This window comes from Pseudomonas sp. TE9122, assembly GCF_056278925.1.
On the sequence record NZ_JBWBQI010000001.1, the window covers coordinates 5,276,509 to 5,297,339 of the forward strand.

Here is a 20,831-nt window from a genome sequence, read left to right on the forward strand (position 1 = left end):
TGCTCCCTGTTCGAATGTCATCCGTTACGCCCGAAGTCGCAGACGTTGCAGCCAGGACGAAGTGGCGCCCAAGGCGTCACGCAATTGTTGGGCAGTGATGGTGCGTTCTGCCGGGTTGAAGCTCAGCGCGGTTCGCAGCGCTTGCCAGCCGTGCTGGGGTAGATTCGCTGGGGCGCGCAGTTCGCGCTCCAGGTGCTCGTCGCGGGCCTGGGTCGAGGGCAAGCGGCGGAACGGGTGTTTGCCGCCCGCCAGTTCATAGATCACGCAGGCCACGCCGTACACGTCCGCGCTGGCCGACAACGGTTGGCCCTCAAGCAGTTCGGGGGCGGCGTAGCCCGGGGTCCAGGCGTTGAAGCGCTCGCGGCTCAGGTGCGGCAGACCGGGCAAGGTGCCCTCTTCTGCCTGCCCCAGACCGAAGTCGAACAGGCGCAGGCCGTCTTCGCTGAGCATGACGTTGCTCGGTTTCAGGTCACCGTGCAGCACGCCGCGACCGTGGGCGTAGGCCAGCGTGTCGAGCAGCGGCAGGACGATGTCGCGCAGTTCTTTCCACGGCAAGCCGAGGGGCCGCTCGCAGAGCAATTTGTCCAGGGTCAGGCCACGCATGTATTCCATGGTGATGAAGGCCCGCTGGCAGTCGGTGTCGACTTCAAAGGTGTGTGCACGCACGACGTTGTCGTGGCGCAGGCGTCGGGTCAGGGCGAACTCGCTGTAGAGCAAGGCACTGGCGTCCGGCGATTCGGCAAATTCTTCGCTGAGGATTTTCAGCGCGATGTAAGGATCGGGATCGCCGAACTGTTCGTGCAGCAGATCCCGCGCCCGGTAAACGGCGCCCATGCCACCGGCCCCGAGCAGACGCTCGAGGTGGTAGCGACCGGCGAGTACATCCGGCAGTGCTCCGATGCTGGCCTTGGTCGGCGCCAGCAAAGGCTCTGCCTTGTTCTCCTTGGCGAAGGCGAAGTAGGTCAGGTTGTTGGCCTGTTCTTCGCTCATCAGCAAGTCATCGATGGGTGATTCGATTTTGGTCATTGGCGGATCACCACGGCTGTCAGGTTGTCCCGCGCAGCGCCACGCAGAGCGCCGTCGAACAAACGTTCCAGCGCCACGTGCGGCGCGCTGAGGCTGAGGGCGTTGCCGAGGGCATCGCTGCTCAGACCCTGATACAAACCATCGCTGCAGAGCAAAAACACATCGCCCGGATAGACCTCGAGTTCAAGCACATCCAGGGTCAGTGTGTCGGCGGCGCCGACGGCTCGGGTGAGTGCCTGAGCCGCCGGGTGCGCTGCCGCCTGTTCGACGCTCATTTGCTGCTCGTCGATCAATTGCTGTTGCAGCGAATGGTCCTTGGACAGCTGATACAGCCGCTGCCCGCGCCACATGTAGCAACGACTGTCGCCGGCCCAGATGCAGGCCGCGCGATTGCCTTCCACCAGCAGCGCGACGACGGTGCTGCCCATGATGCTGTCGTGACGCCCGGCGGTGACGGTCAACTCCTGCCCCAAGCGCCGGTTCAGCCAGTGCAGGCACTGGCGGATGGCTTTGAGGCGTTCGTCGAAATCCTCATGTTGCGGCAACTCAGCCAGGCTGGCGACGATCAACTGGCTGGCGATGTCGCCACCCTGATGACCGCCCATGCCGTCCGCGACCACCCACAGCCCATGCTGCGGGGAATCGAGGAAGGCATCTTCGTTGCGCGCCCGCACCTTGCCCGGGTCGGTACGCGCCGCGCTGCGCCAGGGACTGGCCACCAGCATCAGAGCTGCACCGGCATACGGAAGGTGCGCAGCACGCCCATGTCGAACGGGTTCGGCGTGCGCTGGCTGGTCAGCAGGTAGTTGGCGCGCAGGCCGCCCACGTCGGCTTTCAGTACCAGCACGTCGCGACCGTTCAGGTACTCGGTCTGCATCAGGTCGAACAGACGGAACAGCGACCATGGGCCGGAGTTCTTCTCGATCCCGATCGGACGCCCGGCCATCTTGTCCATGACCAGGCTGGTGCGACCGTCTTCAGCATCGGTCGGCCACTTGAAGGTCATTGGCAGGATCGGGCCGTGGCGGTATTCCATGGTCTTGTCGCCGAACTTGAATTCGGAACGGCTGACCGCCGGATCGAGGGTGTACGGCTCGAGCTTGAACTGCACGGTCGGCTCGGCCGGGTTGATCGAGAAGAAGCTCTGGCGAATGGTCTGCGCCGCCGCCATCTGATCGAGGTAGACCTTCGATACCGGCAGGCTGTGACCGTCGACGCTGCGCATGCGGTAGTTGCCCGGATCGCCGCTGACGAATGGACGCATGTAGCTGTCGAAGAAGCGGTCGACGGTACCTTGAGCACGGAAGAACTCGCGGAAGTCGCTGATCGCCACGTCGCTGGTGCTGCTGGCGCTGAACGGATAACGCTTGCTGATGGTTTTGCCATACACGCTGTACAGCTCGTTCTGATAACGGCCGTTCAGGTATTGATAGGCATCGTTGAGCACCAGACGCCACGAGTCCTCGGCCAGCACGTTGAACCACACGCTCAGCGGACGCGGCAGACGACCGGAGGCATTGCGCAGGTTGGTCAGCGCATCACGCTGGCCGCTCATGCGCGTCTTGGCCATCTCGAACGCGGCTTGCTCCGGCGTGCTGGAACGGGCCAGACCGGCCAGTTGCAGTTGCAGGTCGTTGAGTGCGCTGAACGCTGGCGTCAGGTCGGCGCCCGGGCCGTTGTTGTCGTCGAGCAGACGATGCAGCGGTTCGAAGCGGCGTTGCAGGGATTTCTTCGCGGTGTCCGGCAGGTTCTTCGCCACGTTCAGCGCCGAAGCCTTGTCGGCGGCAGCGGCGGCGAGTTTGCCGACCTTGCCCAGTTTGCCTTTCTGCCCGGCCAGCGCATCGGCGGCTTCGCCGGCTTCATCGACCGGATCAGCCGCGGCTTCGAAGCGGGTGTTTTCACGCACTTCGGTGAGCAGCGCGAGGACCGGCGAGTTGGCCGAAGTCAGGCCCGCCAGTTGCTCGGCGCCTTCGCCAGCGTCGCTGATCGGTGGCAGTGCGACCTGGCCAACGGCTTCGCTCCAGTAGTTGGCGTAGTCGCGGAAGTACAGCTGCTCAAGCTCGACCATCAGGCGACGCAAATCCATGTCGCTGATGCCCGCGCCTTCGCCCAGCACCCAGTTGTCGCGCAGGATGTCGGTGACCAGCGCCGCGCCCTGCACCGAGAAATACTGCTGATAACCCTGCTGGGTGTAGAAACCCGGGATCACGTATTCAGTGCCGATGAACAACGAACCTTGCGGGCCGAGGTGCTGGCTGAAGCGGTAGTCCGGCAGGTTGCGCGCCTGCTCGCGGAGCATGCGGTAAACCACGTTGGCCAACGACTCGCTGCGCAGGACCTGACGCGCCTGCGTGACCAGTTGATCGTTCAGCGGGTAGATGAACGGCTGCTTGAGCAAACGCTCGAGGTGCGTGTTCAGACCATTCTGCACCGCAGTGTTACCGGTGTAGCGCTGCGACCAGTCAGTGGCGACCCAGTCCTTGAGCCACGCCGCGTCGCGACGATCCTTCATGTTCAGCATCAGGTACGCGCGCAGGCTGTTGAGCAGGCGATCGCGGTCCTTCATGTTGGCGCGGATCTGCCCCTCGAGCATGGTCGCCACCCGTGGCAGCAACTGCGCTTCAAGCTCACGCTCGTAGGCGGTTTTCACCACCGGGTTGATCTCTTCGCCCTGATACAGGCCGCCACGCTCGTGGTACGAGACGTCGCCCTTGCTCGGGAACACCTGGGTCGCGGCGTAGCTGGTGTCGAGAACTTTCAGCACACCCATGGCGTCATCGCGCGGCGTTACGGCCGAACGTTGCTGGGTCCAGTTCTGTGCCAGCGTGCGCAGGTTTTCCAGACGCTCGTAGTTGGCCGAAAAACCACCGGCCCAGAGCATACCGAACAGTGCCAGTGCTGCCAGAGCGCCGACGTACAGCGCACGCTGGCCCCAATGAATGCGGCTGCGCTCGCGCTTGTCCAGACCGGCCAGATCGGCCTCGGGGAAAATCACCTGGCTGAGCAAGTGGTGGATGAATCGCGAACGACCGCTGCGCAGAGTCGGCAGCACACCGGCGTTCATGCCCAGGCTGGCGCCGATGCCGGCGGTGGTCGAATCCATTTCCTGGGTCAGGTGCGGCGCGCTGGTCAGGTAGAAGCCGCGCAGTTGCGTGGCGCGCTGATAGCGGTTGCCGGTGAACGCCATGTCGACGAACAGGCACAGGCGCTCGCCGATCTGCCCGAGCTGATGCGGGAAGTCGAGGATGCGGCCACGGCGCTGAGTGTCGCGCTCGGAGTGCATGCGCATGATCACTTGGCTGTTCAGGCGGCGCAGCAGCTCTTCGAACTCGTTGCGCAGGACCGTGACGTCGGTGCCGACCTGATCCTTGCGGAAACTGGTGCCGAGCACCTGATCGCTTTCTTCGCGGGTCAGTTGATCGAAGAACTCGTCGAAGCCGAGCAGCTTGTCAGCCTTGCTCAGGACCAAATACACCGGCACGTCGACGTGCAGTTTCTGATGCACATCCTGCAGACGGCTGCGCACCTGGCGTGCGAGGGTTTCGATGTCCTGCTCGCTGCCGCCGGTCAGGGTTTCCACCGGAATGGTCACCAGCACGCCGTTCAACGGACGACCGCGACGACGCTTGCGCAGCAGCTCCAGCAGGGTTGTCCAGGCGTTGCCGTCGACTTCGGCGTCCGGTTGAGTGGTGTAACGCCCGGCGGTGTCGATCAGTACACCGTGATCAGCGAAATACCAGTCGCAATGACGGGTGCCGAGGGTGTCGCGGGTCAGCTTGCGGTCGATCTTGTTGATCGGAAATTCCAGACCGGAAAAGTCCAGCAGGCTGGTCTTACCCGAGGCCTGCGGACCGATCAGCAGGTACCACGGCAAGTCACTGCGCCAGCGCTCGCTGCGACCGCGATACAGGCTCGACGTCTTCAGGGTTTTCAGCGCGTCCTTGAAACGCGCCTTCAACTCTTTCTGTTCTTCGTCGATCAGCTCTTCGCGGCGGATGCGGTCCTGACCGTCCTCGCTTTCCTCCTCGGCTTTCTTGCGGATACCGGCGCGCCAGCTGACGAAGACCATGGTCAGGCCCCAGATCAGGAACAGCACGCTGATGGTCAGCAGGCGCGAGGTCGCGCTTTCCCAGAACTTGTAATCATCGACCGCCAACAACGGGCCGACGAACCACACCAGCAGCGCCACGAACAGCACCAGCAGCAGAGTCCAGACCCAGGTCTGGCGCAGGAAGGCGCCGACTTTCTTGAAAAACTTTTTCATCACACGTCCCTGTTTTACGGCTGCGCCTGCGGTTGCACCGCGGCTGGATCAAGCGGCTGATAAGGATGCAGAACGGTGTCGCGTTGTTCGCTCAGGACCCAGGCGAAGCCCGAATACATCACCACCAGACAGACCAGAGTAAAGAGCACCACCATCCACGCCGGCACGATGCGCACCAGGTTGCGGCGCTGATCGTTGAGACCTTCCCAGTGCGGCGACAACTCGCGCGGCACGTCGCCGCGCAACTGACGGATCTGCCGGTACAAGGCGTCGCGGATGCCTTCAAGCTCAAGCATGCCGCGCGCCTGCACGCGGTACTTGCCCTCGAAACCGAGGGACAGGCACAGGTACATCAGTTCGAGCATCGGCAGGTGCTTGACCGGGTTTTTCGACAGCCGATCGAGCAGCTGGAAAAACTTCTCGCCGCCGAAGGTTTCGTTGTGGAAGCTGCTCAGCAGGCTCATCTGCGACCACTCGCTTTCGTTGCCCCACGGCGTGGTCACGACGGCTTCGTCGACCACGGTGCAGAGCACGTAACGCGCGGCCATTACCTGGCTGCTTTCGGCGCCGTTGTGCAGGGCGCGTACTTCAAACAATTTCAGCCCGGCGGTCAGCCGCTCATTCAGCGCGTACAGGTCTTCGCGGGTCTCGCTGTGCTTGAGACGCACCACTTCCGAGAGCAGGTCGGACGAGGCCGCGACCAGCGAGTTGAGGCTGATGTTGAACGCCTCGGCCGGACGCAGGCGCGCGGCGTAGATCATGCGTTCTTCCAGTTGCTCGAAACGCGGCGGCGCGGCGAAGTCGGTCAGCGGACTCGATGCCGGTCCGTGGCCCTGACGGTCGAGCAGGACGGTTTTGTCGTCCTGGTTGTAATCCGTTTCCTTGATCATGTCGGTCAGTTCCTGATGGCCCAGAATTTCAGTTCAAGCTCGGCGAATTCGCCGGACACGTGGAACGCGAAACCGCCGGAGCGCTCGAGTTGTGCCAGGTCTTCGGAACTGAGTTCGAGGATGAAATAGGTTTTGTTCGAGTGGAACGCGATCTGCCGTGGGGCCACCGGCAACGGTTTGACCTTGATCCCCGGCAAGTGCAGGTTGACCAGTTGGCGGATGCGCTCCACCGGGCCGACCTTGAGGTGCTGCGGCAAGCGCTGACGCAGTTCTTCGGAGTCGCAGTTGGCACTGGCTGCCAGCACGAACGAGGCCGAGCCGAGCAGTTTGTGATCGTGCAACGGCGAGACGATGATGCCGTACTGACGCGCCTGCAGGATCAGTTCGATGGCGTGCTGTTCGAGCACCATCGACAGCACTTGGCGGATCGCTTCCATCAGTTTGCGAAAGCTCGCGCCCTGATCGGCGTGGGAATAGCGGCTGTCCAGACGCGGGCGTTTGCTCTCGCCGGAGAAGGTCGCCAGATCGCCGAGCATGGTCAGCAGCGTGCGATACAACTCTTCCGGGTGCACCTGCTCAAGACCGAGGTAATGGCGCAGCAGCAGTTCGGTGCGGTTGATCAGTTGCAGCATCATGAAGTCGCCGACTTCAGCGCCGCCGACCTTGCCGTTGGAGCGAATCCGCTCGGCAATCGTGTCGCCACGGTGACTGAGCATGCTGATCACTTCTTTCAGGCACGACAGCAGGTAGCTGGAGGCGTGGGCCTGAATGTAGGTCGGGACGAAATCCGGGTCGAGGCTGATCACGCCGTCGGGCGTGGTGTCGAGCACGTCGCAGATCTTCAGCTTCACGTAGGCCTGATCGCTCTGCTGTTCGCCGAGCAACAGTTTGAAATCCGGACGACCGCAGCTGACCTGGCTGGCGGAATCATCGCCGGCGTTGGAGTCGGCGACTTCGGCGTCATACGCGGTGTAGCGCGCGAGCACGTCGGATTGCTCCGGGCGCCGGGCCTCGATGTGGTTGCCGGTGACCAGCGGCAGCGCCAGATAGATCGGCGTGTTGCCGGTGTTCGGCGGCACGTCCAGCGCCAGCGGCTCAGTGTTGCCACCAAGTTCGAACAGGCTGCCGTCCGGCAGAATCCCCGAGGCTTCACTGATCACCAGTTTGCCCATGTTGAGGAACTGCAAGTCGATTTCCAGGTTGAGAAAACCCCAGGTGTAGCCACCGAGCAATTGCGTGCGGGTTTTCATCTGGTGATCGTAGTAGCGATCGTTGTGCTGGAAGTGCTGCGGTCGCAGCAGCATGCCTTCCTGCCAAATGACTTTATGGGTGTTCATGATCAGTCATCCGCCTTGGCGAGCACTTGTTGGGTATTGCGGATACCGGCCTGATCGAGGGTCAGATCAGCCTCGGTGAGTTCCAGCGGAGTGATCTGCACGGTGTGGCGCCACTGGGTATCCGGCAGGTCGCGATAGGCGGCGAGGATGCCCACGTAACGGCTGCCCTCCTCCACGCTGAGTTTCAGTTCCACGGTTTCACCCGGGCGCAGTTCGAGTTCTTCGCTGGCCACCAGGTCCGGGTTGAGGGATTCCTTGGCGCGTTCGTAGAGGCTGAAGAAGTCAGCGTTCTCGAAGGTCACCGGGTGCTTGAGTTCGAACAGGCGCACGACGATCGGCGACGGCCGCCCGTTGAGGTCCGGATTGAGCTGATCGCTGCCGGTCAGCTTGAGGTTGATCTTGGTCACTTTCGAGTACGGCGACAGCGACGAGCAACCAGCGAGCAGCACCAGCACGGTGAGCGCAGTCAGCGTCTTGAAAAAAGCGGTCGAGCGGCGAGACATGCGCATCATCCTTGGTGGTCGGTGTGGAGGGTGGAGATCAGGCGGATCTGTTCTTCGTAGGCCTGGGCAAAGTCGCGGGCCAGCAGACGCTCGCTCCAGTCATCGTCCTGACGCAGGGCCTGGTGATAGCGGCCGAACGCTCTCCAGCGCCCGCCCGACGTGGCGATCAACGGCTTGCTGTCGCGCTCGAAACGCAGGGTCAGTTGCTCCGGCGAGAAGTGCTCCAGGGTGCCACGCACAGCGGCGCGACTGGCAGTCAGCAGCGCCACTTGGTGCGCCTGCAAATCACGGAATGCGCGGGAGATCGCCTGCTCGGCCGGCAGATGGCCGGGCTTGCTTGGCTGCAACAGAATTTGCAGTGCTTCGCTCGGGTCGACGGCGAATTTCAGCGGGTTCTTGTTGGTGCCCTGCACGGTGGTCTGGGCCAGACGCAGCTCGTTTTTCAGCTCCGAGCGGGTGCGCAGGCTCTGCTGCAAACCACCGATGCTCTGGCGCAGCAGCCGCGCAGCGTTCAGCGCCAGCGCTTCGCGTTCGTCGTGGCTGAGGCCTTTGACGTCGACGCCCAGCGCCGCGCCGAAGTGTTCCCAGAAACCTTCGCTCTGACGCTCGACGGCTTTCGGTGCAGGCGCCGGCTCAGGTTCGACCGGGGCGGCAATCAGCTCCGGGACCATCAGGCTTTCCATGTCGATGCGCGCGTAGTCGGCACGCTGACGGGAGTCTTCCGGCTTGGCGGTGGGCGACAGCAGCTCATCGATTTCCGAGTAGACGCGCTCTTGCTGTTCGAGGGCGTTGAGCGGGTCGAGGTCGAGGAACGCGTCGTCCGGAATGATGCTGCCAGCGGCGCGCGGGCGGCCGACTTCGCCGTCGAAGGTCGCCGGGTCACGGACCAGCCGCGCACGGATCTCGAAGTCGCCGAGAATGTAGGTGCTGCCGTGCTCGATGCGCACCGGCTCGCCCTTGTGCAGGCGCGCGCCGCTGCTGCCGTCCTGGACACCGTTGCTGCTGGTGTCGGTGAGGAAGAACGAGCCCTCGCGGTAGCTGACAATCGCGTGATGATTGGACAGGTGCCGCTTGCGGTCAGGGATGATCCAGTCGCAGTCCTCGCCGCGCCCGATCACGCCGCCGGCCTGCTTGAAGGTCCGCTGGCACAGCTCGGTGGGCACGAACTGCTTGGTGTTCAGCATTTCGAAAACCAATTCCATGTTTGATGCTCCTTGCGGTCACTTGCCGCGATTGACCGCTTGCGGATCACCCAACGGGCGATAGTCGTTGTCGTTGAATTTGTAATTGCCGCTACAGCCGCCAAGGCCGCATAGAACGACGAGGGTCAGCAGGACAGCGTGCCAGTGACGAACAGACATCAGAGGGTCTCCAGGTGTAGACAAAGCACAAAGCGCCGACCCTTGCGGGCGGCGCTGAAATAAGTTTTTGAGGTGGGCTCGAAGCCTCTAGATCGGGGCCTTGAGCCATAGCCTGGAGGTACGGCGACCTCCTGTGGCGAGGAGACTTGTCCCCGTTGGGGTGCGCAGCGCCCCCATAACCTGCCAGCGCGATTTCTCAGTGAAACCGTATGTACCGGACTGCGACTGCTGCGCAGCCGAACGGGGATAAATCCCCTCGCCACAGGGTATGTGTTGGGTTCGAAGAAGTGCTGTAGCTCAACCATCAAAGTCACCCAAATTGATATTCAGGCGCCCGAGGCGGTACAGCAACGTGCGCCGCGGCAGGCCCAGTTCGCGGGCGGCGAGGGTCTGGTTGCCGTCGTTCTTGCGCAGACAATCGAGGAGCAAAGTGCGCTCGACTTGCTCCAGGCGTTCGCGCAGATTCAGGCCGCTGTTGTCTTCGGGCATCGGTTCCAGACGCAGGGAAAAATGCTCGGCGAGCAACTCGCCACCCTCGCAGAGCAACACCGCGCGCTCGACCAGTGCCTTGAGTTCGCGAACGTTGCCGGGGAAGGTGTAACCGCACAGATGCTCCAGCGCCGAATCCGACCAGCGCACCGGATCACGCTGCAGAAAGGTGCAGGTCTTCTCGGCGAAATGCCGGGCTAGATCGAGGATGTCGCCTTCGCGCTGACGCAGGGCCGGCAGCTCGATCGGGAATTGTGCGAGGCGGTAGTACAAGTCCTCGCGGAACTTGCCTTCGCTGACCAGTGCCGCCAGATCACGGTGCGTTGCGGCGATGATGCGCACGTCGATCTTGTGCGTGTCGTTGGAACCCAGCGGACGGATCTCGCCTTCCTGCAACACGCGCAGAATCTTCGCTTGCAGCGACAACGGCATGTCGCCGATTTCATCGAGCAGCAACGTGCCGCCATTGGCCGCGTCGAACAGCCCTGCGCGATCTCGATCGGCGCCGGTGAAGGCGCCTTTGCGGTAGCCGAACAGTTCGCTTTCCAGCAGGTTTTCCGGAAACGCCGCGCAGTTCTGCACGATGAACGCCTGGGAGCGACGCGGGCCGCAATCGTGGATCGCCCGCGCCACCACCTCCTTGCCGGTGCCGGTCTCGCCACGCAACAGCACGGTGTACGGGCTGTGAAGGATCTTGCTGATCAGCGAATAGGTCTGGCGCATCGCCGCGCTTTTGCCGATCAGGCCGTAGCCGCTGATGCTCGGCACGCTGCGTGTGGCGGTGGCCGATTCGGCGGCTGGCTGACGCAGGCGTTGCAGCAGATGCAGTTGGCCGAGCACGAACGAGCCGAGCTGGCCGAGGGAATCGGCAAAACCCTGCAAGTCAGTACGCCGACGGCTGGCACACAGCAACAAGCCCTCGACCGACTTGTGCTGATTGACCAGCGGCACGCACAACAGCGACTGCCACGGCGTGCTCGCCGCCGGTAGAAAACTGGTTTCGTGCAGGCTGCCGGTCAGGTCGTCGAGGCACACCACGCGGTTCTGGCACAGGGCGAATTGCAGCAGTTGCTCGCCGTTGTAATCCGCTGGCAGGCTCGCCGCCTGACGCGGTTGCAACGCACCGTCGAGGCACTCGGCGTTCATCCCCAGGCAAGTGTGGGTGGCGTCGAGCAGATACAGCTGAGTGAGTTCGCAGCCACTCAGCTCGGCCAGGCCACGGACGAATTCACCCAGCAGCGCAGCACTGTCCGCCGCCCGCGACAGACTGGCGAACTGCGCCAGCAACGCTTCGGCATAGACCAGCGGCTGCGGCACCTGAGTGAACATCACGCCCACCTCAGACGAACTCGCAGGTCACGCTGGAGTTGCCGTCGAGCGTGGCATGCACACGCTTGAGGCTTTCGCCGGTCGCCATCGCATCAAGCAAACGATCGGCCACCAGCGGCAGCACGTGTTGATCGAGCAGATGATCGATCAGGCGCGCGCCGCTTTCGCTTTGTGTGCAACGCTCGGACAGGTGATCGACGAGGTTCTGGCACCAGCTGAACTCCAACTGACGACGGTTCAGGCGCTCGCCGAGACGGCCGAGTTTGATCTCGATCAGCTCGCGCAGCACCGGGCCGCCCACCGGGTAGTACGGCACCACTTTCATCCGCGCCAGCAGCGCCGGTTTGAAGTGTTTGCTGAGTACCGGACGAATGGTTTCTTCGAGCACTTCGGCGGTCGGCCGCGCGCCGTCTTCGCAGAGTTCGCTGATCTTGTCGCTACCCAGGTTGGAGGTCATGAGGATCAACGTATTGCGGAAGTCGATTTCGCGACCTTCGCCATCGTTGGCCACGCCTTTGTCGAAGATTTGGTAGAACAGGTTGAGCACGTCCGGATCAGCCTTCTCGACTTCATCGAGCAACACCACCGAATACGGCTTCTGGCGCACGGCTTCGGTGAGCATGCCGCCCTCGCCGTAACCGACGTAGCCCGGTGGCGCACCGATCAGGCGCGAGACGGTGTGCTTTTCCTGGAACTCGGACATGTTGATGGTGGTGATGAAGCGGTCGCCGCCGTACAACAGGTCTGCAAGGGCCAGCGCGGTTTCGGTTTTGCCGACGCCGCTCGGGCCGACCAGCAGGAACACGCCGACCGGTGCATCAGGCTTGTTCAGACCGGCAGCGGTCGCGCGCATCGAACGATCCAGCGCGTGCACGGCTTGCTCCTGACCACGGATGCGTGTGCGCAGGTCGGTGGCGAAACTGGCGACCTTGGCGTTGTGCTCGCGGGCCAGTTGCGCCAACGGCACGCCGGTCCAGGCGCTGATCACTTCGGCAACCAGACGCGGGCAGACTTCGAAGCTGACCAGGCGTTCTTTGACTTGCGCGGCAGTCAACGCGGCGTGGGTTTCATGCAGCTGAGCTTCCAGAGCTTCGACGCTCTGGCCTTCTTCGACTTCGGCGACCACAGTTTCAATCACGGTGCCTTCGGCGTCTTCTTCCACGCTGACGGTCGGCTCAACAGCTGCAGCCTCGCGGGCCTTGGCCAGTTGCTGACGCAGTTCCAGCAGACGCTCGGCGAGCTCTTTCTGCTCAGTCCACAGGGTCTCGAGCGCAACCATCTCGCTTTCGGCTTCGTCCAGCCGCGCTTCCAGCGCCTCCAGCGCTTCGTGGTCGATCAGCAGACCGGCCTCGGCATCGCGGCGCAGGGCCTGACGCTGGCGGCCGCCTTCAGCCAGTTCGCCACGCAGGCGCTCGAGGCTTTCCGGGGCCGCAGCGAGGCTGATGCGCACGCGGGCGCACGCGGTGTCGAGGACGTCTACAGCCTTGTCCGGCAGTTGCCGACCGGCCAGGTAACGCGCGGACAATTCAGCAGCGGACACCACCGCGTCATCGCGCAGGTAGATGCCGTGGCTCTTCTCGTAGACCTGAGCCAGACCACGCAGAATGGTCACCGCTTCGCTGACAGTCGGTTCGTGCAGTTGCACGGGCTGGAAGCGACGCGCCAGCGCCGGGTCTTTCTCGAAGTATTTCTTGTACTCGGCCCAGGTGGTGGCAGCGATGGTGCGCAGTTCGCCACGGGCCAGTGCCGGTTTCAGCAGGTTGGCCGCGTCGGAACCGCCGGCATTGCCGCCCGCGCCGATCAGGGTGTGAGCTTCGTCGATGAACAGAATGATCGGTTTTGGCGAGGCTTTGACCTCATCAATCACGCCTTTCAAACGACGCTCGAATTCACCTTTGACGCTGGCGCCGGCCTGCAACAGGCCCATGTCCAGCGAGAGTAATTCAACGCCTTTGAGCACCTGCGGCACTTCACCAGCAGCGATGCGCGAGGCGAGGCCTTCGACGATGGCGGTCTTACCGACACCGGCCTCACCGACGACGATCGGGTTGTTCTTGCGCGCGACGGGCAAGGATGTCGACCATCTGGCGGATCGCGCCATCGCGGCAGAGCACCGGGTCGAGTTTGCCGTCGCGGGCCTGTTGGGTCAGGTTGTGGGTGAAGCGCTGCAACAGCGATTCGCCCTGTGCGGCCGGTTTGCCGTTGGCCGCCGGTTGCTCCTGTTGCGACAGGGCAAATTCCTTCAGACGATCGATGTTCAGCTTGGCGAGCAGCGGCTGATAACGGCTGCCGGCATAACGCATCGGGTTGCGCAGCAACGCCAGGATCAGCGCGGCGTCTTCGACCTGGGTCTGGCCCAGCTCGAGGTTGGCCACCAGCAGCGCGTCTTGCAGCCATTGCACCAGTTCCGGGGCGAACACCGGGTTGCGCGAAGCACTGTGCTCGACCCGCGACTGCAATGCAGCGGTCAGTTCACCGGCGTCGACGTCAGCATCTTGCAACGCGCGCGACAGCAAGCCGTTCGGACGCTCGAGCAAGCCCAGCAGCAAGTCTTCGACGAGAATCTTGCTGCCGCCACGGGCGACGCAGCGCTCGGCCGAACGTTCCAGATCACGACGGGTTTCGGCGTCCAGCGCCTGGATGAGTTGTTGCAGGTCTACGTTGATCATGGCTCACGTCCTTAATGAATTTTGCTGCCCAGGGTCACCACGCCGTCCGCTTTCTCGCGGCCCAGCCAACTGGTCCAGCCGAGGCGACAGGCGTTCTGCTCACCGATGCGCAGTTCGCGGATTTCTTCCTGGCGCAGGACCAGGCGGATGTCGTAATCGAGCGGGTCACGCAAGGTGAACCGCACCAGCGCGCAGAGCGGCTGGTAGCCGAACCCGATCGGCAGGAATTCATGGAATCGCTGCCAGTCGAGTTCGGTGATGTGAATGCGGAATTTGCCGCTGCGGTCGCGCACGTGCTCGCCCAGCACCAGGTCTTCGCCGAGTACGCTGTTGGCGCGGCCCAAACGATTGCGCTGCTCGTCGAGAATTTCCACGCGGCGCTCGATGCACTGCTCGATGACCAGGTCTTCGTGCTTGAAGTAGTAACGCAGCACGGCTTCGATCAACGCCGCCGAGTGCGCCCGCAAGCTGAGCAAACCGAGGTACGGCAGCAGGCGTTTCCAGTTGAGTTCCTTGGCCTTGCGGATCTCGTCGCCGCCCAGGCCGATCAGCGCAAAGAGTTGCGCCGAGAACGGGTCGATCGCGCCGCTCTGGAAGCTCGCGCGGTAGCGGTACTTGCGCCAGATCGGCAGCATCAGTCGTTGCAGGCGATGGTGGAACAGGTCGAGGAAATTGCGCGTCGGGTTGCCGTCCTCGCTGTCGCCCAGGGCTTGTTCGCCATAGAACGCTGGCAGCGGCGAACCGGAGCCGACCAGGCCGATCAGGTTGAAGCGCATGCGCGCGCGCATCTTGCCGTGCTCTTCGAAAAACTCGACGCGATCGACGTCGCTGCGCGGAAAGCCCAGGCTCGGGTTGGCCTGGAACTCGACCTGGTCGTACAGATCGTCTTCGCTCAGATGCGGGTGTGCCTCGCGCAGCCGGTCGATCACCAGCAGCACGGCCTGAAACAGCGAGTACTCGCGTATTACCTTGGTCAGCCCGCTTAAAGCAGGGGCTGCAGGCCCATACGTGGTGTCCATTGGTACACCTCTCCCTGTGTGCTTTTTACCCGCAGTTCATGGAATGAATTGAGACTGGCGTAAAGCGCGAAAAACTCGTTGAGAACCGAAGCGAAGACGAACAGGTCGCCTTCGCCGATATAGCCTTCCGGGTCGATGGTCAGTTCGGTGCGCAAACCGCGCACCGGCAGACCGCGATGCAGGCGGTCGACGTGGTGATGCTTGATGTGCTTGAGGCCGCCGAGCAGGCGCTTACTGACCTTTTCCGCGTGCTGGTCGTAGTAGCGCGGCAGGTCGTAGGTTTCCAGAATCACCTTCAACGCATTGACGTCCGCCAGCGACAGATAGTTAAGCGACATGTTGCTGATCAGCTTCCACAGGAAGTCACGGTTCAGCGGTGGCGCGAAACTCGGAGTGGCCGGGGTGATGTTGCGGAAACTGAGGAATTCCGGGGTCTGCTCGCTGGCCATGCAGATGTCGCCGAGCTTGAGCTTTTTCGGCAGGTTCTGGTTGGTGCACATCAGCTCGATCGACAGGGTTTCGTGGGCTTCGGTGTGGCGGATGCCGAAGCTCAGGTAAGTGTCGAGGCCGTCATGCAATAAGGACGAACGCTGGCGAATGCTGTAATGCGGACGGCTGTTGGGCACGTCGAAACTCGGGTCGTGCTCGAAGGATTCGAACGGCACGTACTCCTGATAACCGAGGCCGCCGGGCTTCCAGCCAGTGACGGTTTCCACCGAGAACACACCGCAGTTTTCCAGGTCGTATTCCGCTGGTAGCAACAGGTACTCGTCCTGCTTGCCATCGAGACGGATCGGCAGCGCGTCGTGCTCGAACAGATTGACGATCGGCGTGCAGAACAGCTTCACGTTATCGAGGGTCGGGCGCATGCGCATGATGCCGCTCTTGCGGATGTCGAAGCGCAGTTCGAGACCACGCATCTGCTTGAGCGTGTCTTCCGGCAGCGCCTTGAGAATGTCCAGACCGTTGACGTCGACGAACAGGAACTTGTCCTGGAAGGCGAAATATTCCTGCAGGTAGCGATAGCCACGGAAGGTGTTCAGCGGATACGGAATCAACGCTTCTTCTTCGGCAAAGCCCACTGGTTTGACCCGATCACCGGGAATCTTGAACGCCATCGGCTTGCCGCTGACGCCATCAATCGGCTTGCCGGCGGCGTCGAGCGGGATCAGCTCGATGCCTTCGAGGTTGCGCAGCAGGCTCAGATACAGCATCTGGCTGATGTAACGCTCACCGGCAAAGTGCAGGCGCAGCTTGCTCAGTTCCAGTTCGCCGAGGTGGCCGTCGGCGCTCATTTCCAGACGCAGGCTGAGCAGCGAACCGTCGCCCTTCACCGAGTAATTCAGCGCGGCAAGATCCAGCGGCAAGACTTCGGTCGGATAGCAGGTGCGGAAGCGGCAGCGCACGTCTTCTATCGGCTTGCTCTCGATCGGCGTATCGCGCTCAACCAGCAGCGCCGGGCCGGAACGCTTGAGCGGATCAAACTGCAGAATGCTGAACGCCGGCAGCGGGCGCATGTAGTTCGGCCACAGCAACTGCATCAGCGAATGGCTGAGCTCCGGCAGTTCGTCATCGAGCTTCTGGCGCAGGCGCCCGGTGAGGAATGCAAAGCCTTCGAGCAACCGCTCTACATCCGGATCCCGCCCGGCCTGCCCCAGATACGGCGCCAGCGCCGGACTACGCTCGGCGAAACGGCGACCGAGCTGGCGCAGTGCGGTGAGTTCGCTTTGGTAGTAGTGGTTAAAGGACATTTCTGGCTGCCTGGGTATTGATTCGTTTGATTTGAAAAATTAATCGACCAAAAGCACTAATAGCGGAAAACGAAAAAAATCATTTCGCACCCCGGGCCAACAAAAACCTTTCAAACTTGCCGGCCACCAATATCGCCAGCGTAGTAAGTCCGCCTGTTAGAACGATATAGGCCAACGCTCGAACGGGATAAAGCGGCAGCAGATAAACCAATATCAAGGCCACCATAAAAAACACAACACACAACTTAAAACGTCGATTCGGAATTACAGCAACGAGCAAATTAACAAAAATGAATAAGTAAAAAACCATATACATGGCAATTCCAATGGAAGCACCACGGGACGTTAACCCGCCGAATAAAAATTTATAGAGAGAAACACCATAGTAATTAACAACGACGTAAATTACGCAGGTAAAAAAATGGACGAGCAAGCTCCCAGCTATTCTCGTCATCATCTCTTCCACTCTCCGTACGTATCTACAGAGCCCTGCGTAATGAAGCTTTTCAACTTCTGGTCGGAAACGCCGAGATAAACCGTGCTCGTAATTACTTTCTCGCGATAGCCCATTCGCCCCACAAATACTTTTACCGTTTCCGTACGTAGATCAAAGTTCTCGGAGGCCCACAAAGCACCGCGCAGCACCATGTAGTTATCGTATTCATTGGTTTTGTCCTCCTTCGGAAATATAGGAAGACCATCGCCATACTCCATGCCGGTTTCAACGGTTTTCTTGATAGCCGTTTCCACGGACTTGGTTTCCTCCAGATATAACCGGTATGTATCGGTAGCGAATGGTATTTGCCCTACACCGTCAGCCCAGTAAGGTTCGCCCTCGATCATGACCAACAAGAATCCAGAACCGCCCTCCGGACTGTTTTTCCAATCACCCGGCATTTTAGCGGCGAAGCTAATCGACATTCTGTCAACAGCTGCAAACTTGGCAATTTCCGCCCAAGTAAATTGTTTATATGCATTGTATGCATCGGTGCCAGCGACTTTGGACTCGGGATTTATCCAAGATTTTTCCCGATAATTATCAGCTAACGGCTCAAACCACTGAATGGCTTCCGCATACAGTTTTTCGGCCGTCATGATTCTGAACTGTGCATCTGTCGCATTCGGCTTTACCGCGAAGAGAGGCACGCCATTGCCTCTAGTTATCAGCCACATACTTGGCAAAGGAAGCTTTTTCGGCTCTTTATCCTCGCTAGGCGTAGTTTCGCCTTCAATTTTCAACTCCGTTTTACCATCGGAGGTCTCGAAAATATGTGCGATGCCATCGATAACAATAGAGGTTTCCACGTGCTTACTCCGCCGACACGTAGATGGTAACCATCTCGCCTTGTTTACCCGTCGAGAAACATCCCGTGCCACCGGCCGCCGATGAACGTCCTGCTTTTTCTAATCCACTCTCAGAAACCATTCTGTAATTCAAGTTCTCGACGGGCTGTCCATCCGCTGCATGGAAGGAAAAAACACGGTTAAAGACTCCGGGAATAACAACAGGCTCTGGCGGCACAAACGGCGCTGGCGTATGCGAATTGCCAATAATCACCGTCCCGGACCCAGCCGTGACCTTGTTGCCGTGAGATCCAACCGAACCTACTGTCGCAGCCGGTTTGCCGTTGATCAGAACAGTGGTCGCCAAGCCGCCCGACAGCGCACCACCACACGCCGAGGCATCGCCTTGGCGGGCGGCCGCGAGGCCATCGAAAAACACGTCGCCGGAACCGGCGGCGATCGGGTTGGTACCGTGGCCGGGGAGCGGGCAAGCGGTGGGGTCGGATACGCGTGCTGCGGGTTTGCCAGACATCGGGGATCTCCTTAGTTGACCTTCACTTGACGACTGTTTATTTCCTGTCCACACGCTGGAATATTCCAGCCCTCGTAACCGGTCGCTGTCGGATAAATCGCATGGCCGGATACCCACTGCGAACGTTCATCGAAAGTGAACTCGTTCTGCCAAAGCAACCATTCGGACGATTTCAACAGCGTGCCGTCTTTTGCGTAAACGCGGAAAAAGGCTTCGCTGGCGAACAGCTTGAACAGCTTTCCGGGTATGCCAATGGCTGAGTACTGCGGAATGTAGGAGCCGAGGGAGCACGTTCCATTGTCACTCCAGACAATCGAGTACTCGTCGGCCAGCCGTGCTGCCGTCGTTTTCACGTAACAGGCAACTGAAATCAGGGCAGTGGCGGTTAGAACCAGAAAGAGCAACACGCTCCGTCCCAACTTTGGCAAAACACCTTGATTCACGGCGCTCTCTCGCATGGTCCTAATTCACCTTGACTTGACCGCTGCCATCCAGGCGCGCGGAGAAACTGACCTGACGCTTGAAACCCTCGACTTCCAGCACGCCTTCGATACTGAAGGCCAGGCGCAGTTGATCGTGGTCACGCGGCAGGGAAATGACACGCACGTTGCTCAGGCGTGGCTCGTAGGCTTCGATGAAGTTTTCGATAGCCAGACGGGCCTGACTCAGCGAGTCGTGCAGGCTCAGGCGCATGTCATTGAGATCGGGCAACCCGTAGTCGGCCAGCGTTTGCACGCTGCCGGCCCGGGTGCTGAGCATTTTGGCCAGATGGGCAGCCACTGACGCCATGGCGCAAGCCTCAAGGCTGTTGCCCTTGCGTAGTTGTGCGTCGCCGTTGAGGCGTTCGAACAGGCTGCCGTATCCGTCCATGAGTCGCTCTTACTCTTTGTCCAGCTTGCCAACCAGCGACAGGGTGAAATCGGCACCCATGTACTTGAAGTGCGGACGCACGTTCAAGCTCACGCGGTACCAGCCCGGCTCGCCTTCAACGTCGCTGACGATCACTTGCGCAGCGCGCAGCGGACGACGGCCACGCACTTCGGCGCTCGGGTTTTCCTGGTCGGCAACGTACTGACGGATCCACTTGTTCAGTTCCAGCTCGAGGTCGGTACGCTCTTTCCACGAACCGAGTTGCTCGCGCTGCAGCACTTTCAAGTAGTGAGCCAGACGGTTGACGATCATCATGTACGGCAGTTGGGTGCCGAGCTTGTAGTTCAGCTCTGCCGCCTTGCCTTCTGCGCTGATGCCGAAGAACTTCGGCTTCTGCACCGAGCTGGCGGAGAAGAACGCCGCGTTGTCGGAGCCTTTGCGCATGGTCAGGGAGATGAAGCCTTCCTCGGCCAGTTCGTATTCACGACGGTCGGAAACCAATACCTCGGTAGGGATCTTGGTTTCGATTTCGCCCATGCTTTCGAAGTGGTGCAACGGCAGGTCTTCAACCGCGCCACCGCTCTGTGGGCCGATGATGTTCGGGCACCAGCGGAATTTGGCGAAGCTGTCGGTCAGCTTGGTGCCGAACGCGTAAGCGGTGTTGCCCCACAGGTAGTGCTCGTGGCTGTTGGCAACGGTTTCCTTGTACACGAACGATTTCACCGGGTTTTCTTCCGGATCGTACGGGTTACGCAGCAGGAAACGCGGCACGGTCAGGCCAACGTAGCGCGAGTCTTCCGAGGTACGGAAGCTCTGCCATTTGGCGAATTGCGGGCCTTCGAAGTGATCTTTCAGGTCTTTCAGATCCGGCAGGCCGGTGAAGCTTTCCAGACCGAAGAATTTCGGGCCGGCGGCAGCGATGAACGGCGCGTGGGACATGCACGAAACGCTGGCCACGTACTGCATCAGCTTGACGTCTGGCGAGCTTGGCGACATGTAGTAGTTGGCGATGATGGCGCCCACTGGCTGACCACCGAACTGGCCGTATTCAGCGGTGTAGATGTGCTTGTACAGGCCCGACTGCATGACTTCCGGCGAATCTTCGAAATCGTCCAGCAGGTCTTCTTTGGAGACGTTGAGGATTTCGATCTTGATGTTTTCGCGGAAGTTGGTGCGGTCGACCAGCAACTGCAGACCACGCCACGACGATTCCAGCGCCTGGAAATCCGGGTGGTGCAGGATCTCGTCCATCTGACGGCTGAGCTTGGCATCGATCTCGGCGATCATGCGGTCAACCATGGCTTTCTTGACCGGCTCACCGTTGTTCTGCGGCTTGAGCAGCTCTTCGATGAACGCCGACACGCCACGCTTGGCGATGTCGTAGGCTTCGTCGTCCGGGGTCAGACGGGTTTCGGCGATGATGCTGTCGAGAATGCTGTATTCGCCGCTGGCGGCGCTCTTCTCTTGTGCTGCGCTAGTGCTCATTGTGTTGGCTTCCTTGGCTACT

General features: G+C 61.1%; 17 protein-coding genes and 1 pseudogene. All 18 read right to left on the reverse strand.

What is annotated here, in order from left to right; all coding sequences use genetic code 11:
- Positions 1-24: 24 nt before the first annotated feature.
- Complete coding sequence (locus tag ACZ9BE_RS23910) at positions 25-1,026, reverse strand: serine/threonine-protein kinase (RefSeq protein WP_476250009.1); 1,002 nt, start codon at positions 1,024-1,026, stop codon at positions 25-27.
- Positions 1,023-1,751 (reverse strand): PP2C family protein-serine/threonine phosphatase, encoded by a 729-nt coding sequence (locus tag ACZ9BE_RS23915; RefSeq protein WP_041476618.1) that lies wholly within the window; start codon positions 1,749-1,751, stop codon positions 1,023-1,025. The genes ACZ9BE_RS23910 and ACZ9BE_RS23915 overlap by 4 nt, the downstream gene beginning before the upstream one ends.
- A complete protein-coding gene (gene tssM / locus ACZ9BE_RS23920) occupies positions 1,751-5,290 on the reverse strand; it encodes a type VI secretion system membrane subunit TssM (protein ID WP_016772512.1) in 3,540 nt (1,179 codons plus the stop codon). Before tssM ends, ACZ9BE_RS23915 begins: the two co-directional genes overlap by 1 nt.
- 14 nt (positions 5,291-5,304) lie before the next feature.
- Complete coding sequence (gene icmH, locus ACZ9BE_RS23925) at positions 5,305-6,180, reverse strand: type IVB secretion system protein IcmH/DotU (protein WP_016772511.1); 876 nt, start codon at positions 6,178-6,180, stop codon at positions 5,305-5,307.
- Between the two features lie 5 nt (positions 6,181-6,185).
- On the reverse strand, positions 6,186-7,517 hold the full coding sequence (gene tssK / locus ACZ9BE_RS23930; protein ID WP_016772510.1) for a type VI secretion system baseplate subunit TssK: 1,332 nt from the start codon (positions 7,515-7,517) through the stop codon (positions 6,186-6,188).
- A 2-nt stretch (positions 7,518-7,519) separates the two neighbouring features.
- Entirely contained in the window at positions 7,520-8,020 is a 501-nt protein-coding gene (tssJ, locus tag ACZ9BE_RS23935; RefSeq protein WP_016772509.1) for a type VI secretion system lipoprotein TssJ, read from the reverse strand.
- Positions 8,021-8,025: 5 nt separating this feature from the next.
- A complete protein-coding gene (gene tagH, locus ACZ9BE_RS23940; protein ID WP_016772508.1) occupies positions 8,026-9,222 on the reverse strand; it encodes a type VI secretion system-associated FHA domain protein TagH in 1,197 nt (398 codons plus the stop codon).
- Positions 9,223-9,240: 18 nt separating this feature from the next.
- On the reverse strand, positions 9,241-9,381 hold the full coding sequence (locus tag ACZ9BE_RS23945; RefSeq protein ID WP_003229566.1) for a hypothetical protein: 141 nt from the start codon (positions 9,379-9,381) through the stop codon (positions 9,241-9,243).
- A gap of 297 nt (positions 9,382-9,678) precedes the next feature.
- Positions 9,679-11,199 (reverse strand): sigma-54 interaction domain-containing protein, encoded by a 1,521-nt coding sequence (locus tag ACZ9BE_RS23950; RefSeq protein WP_056790872.1) that lies wholly within the window; start codon positions 11,197-11,199, stop codon positions 9,679-9,681.
- Between the two features lie 10 nt (positions 11,200-11,209).
- Positions 11,210-13,868 (reverse strand): annotated as a pseudogene (gene tssH / locus ACZ9BE_RS23955) (type VI secretion system ATPase TssH).
- An 11-nt stretch (positions 13,869-13,879) separates the two neighbouring features.
- A complete protein-coding gene (gene tssG, locus ACZ9BE_RS23960; RefSeq protein ID WP_056790879.1) occupies positions 13,880-14,887 on the reverse strand; it encodes a type VI secretion system baseplate subunit TssG in 1,008 nt (335 codons plus the stop codon).
- Positions 14,851-16,638 (reverse strand): type VI secretion system baseplate subunit TssF, encoded by a 1,788-nt coding sequence (tssF, locus tag ACZ9BE_RS23965; protein ID WP_056790882.1) that lies wholly within the window; start codon positions 16,636-16,638, stop codon positions 14,851-14,853. The genes tssG and tssF overlap by 37 nt, the downstream gene beginning before the upstream one ends.
- A 79-nt stretch (positions 16,639-16,717) precedes the next feature.
- Entirely contained in the window at positions 16,718-17,095 is a 378-nt protein-coding gene (locus ACZ9BE_RS23970; RefSeq protein WP_056790885.1) for a hypothetical protein, read from the reverse strand.
- Positions 17,092-17,943: a hypothetical protein gene (locus tag ACZ9BE_RS23975; RefSeq protein ID WP_095181221.1), complete on the reverse strand. Its 852-nt coding sequence runs from the start codon at positions 17,941-17,943 to the stop codon at positions 17,092-17,094. The genes ACZ9BE_RS23970 and ACZ9BE_RS23975 overlap by 4 nt, the downstream gene beginning before the upstream one ends.
- 4 nt (positions 17,944-17,947) lie before the next feature.
- Complete coding sequence (locus ACZ9BE_RS23980) at positions 17,948-18,454, reverse strand: PAAR domain-containing protein (protein ID WP_056790890.1); 507 nt, start codon at positions 18,452-18,454, stop codon at positions 17,948-17,950.
- 11 nt (positions 18,455-18,465) lie between these two features.
- Positions 18,466-18,897, reverse strand: a complete 432-nt coding sequence (locus ACZ9BE_RS23985) for a hypothetical protein (protein ID WP_476250010.1) — start codon at positions 18,895-18,897, stop codon at positions 18,466-18,468.
- A gap of 19 nt (positions 18,898-18,916) precedes the next feature.
- Positions 18,917-19,324, reverse strand: coding sequence for a type VI secretion system baseplate subunit TssE (gene tssE, locus ACZ9BE_RS23990; RefSeq protein WP_476250011.1), 408 nt, complete (start codon positions 19,322-19,324; stop codon positions 18,917-18,919).
- A gap of 9 nt (positions 19,325-19,333) precedes the next feature.
- On the reverse strand, positions 19,334-20,809 hold the full coding sequence (tssC, locus tag ACZ9BE_RS23995) for a type VI secretion system contractile sheath large subunit (RefSeq protein ID WP_016772499.1): 1,476 nt from the start codon (positions 20,807-20,809) through the stop codon (positions 19,334-19,336).
- Positions 20,810-20,831: the final 22 nt, after the last annotated feature.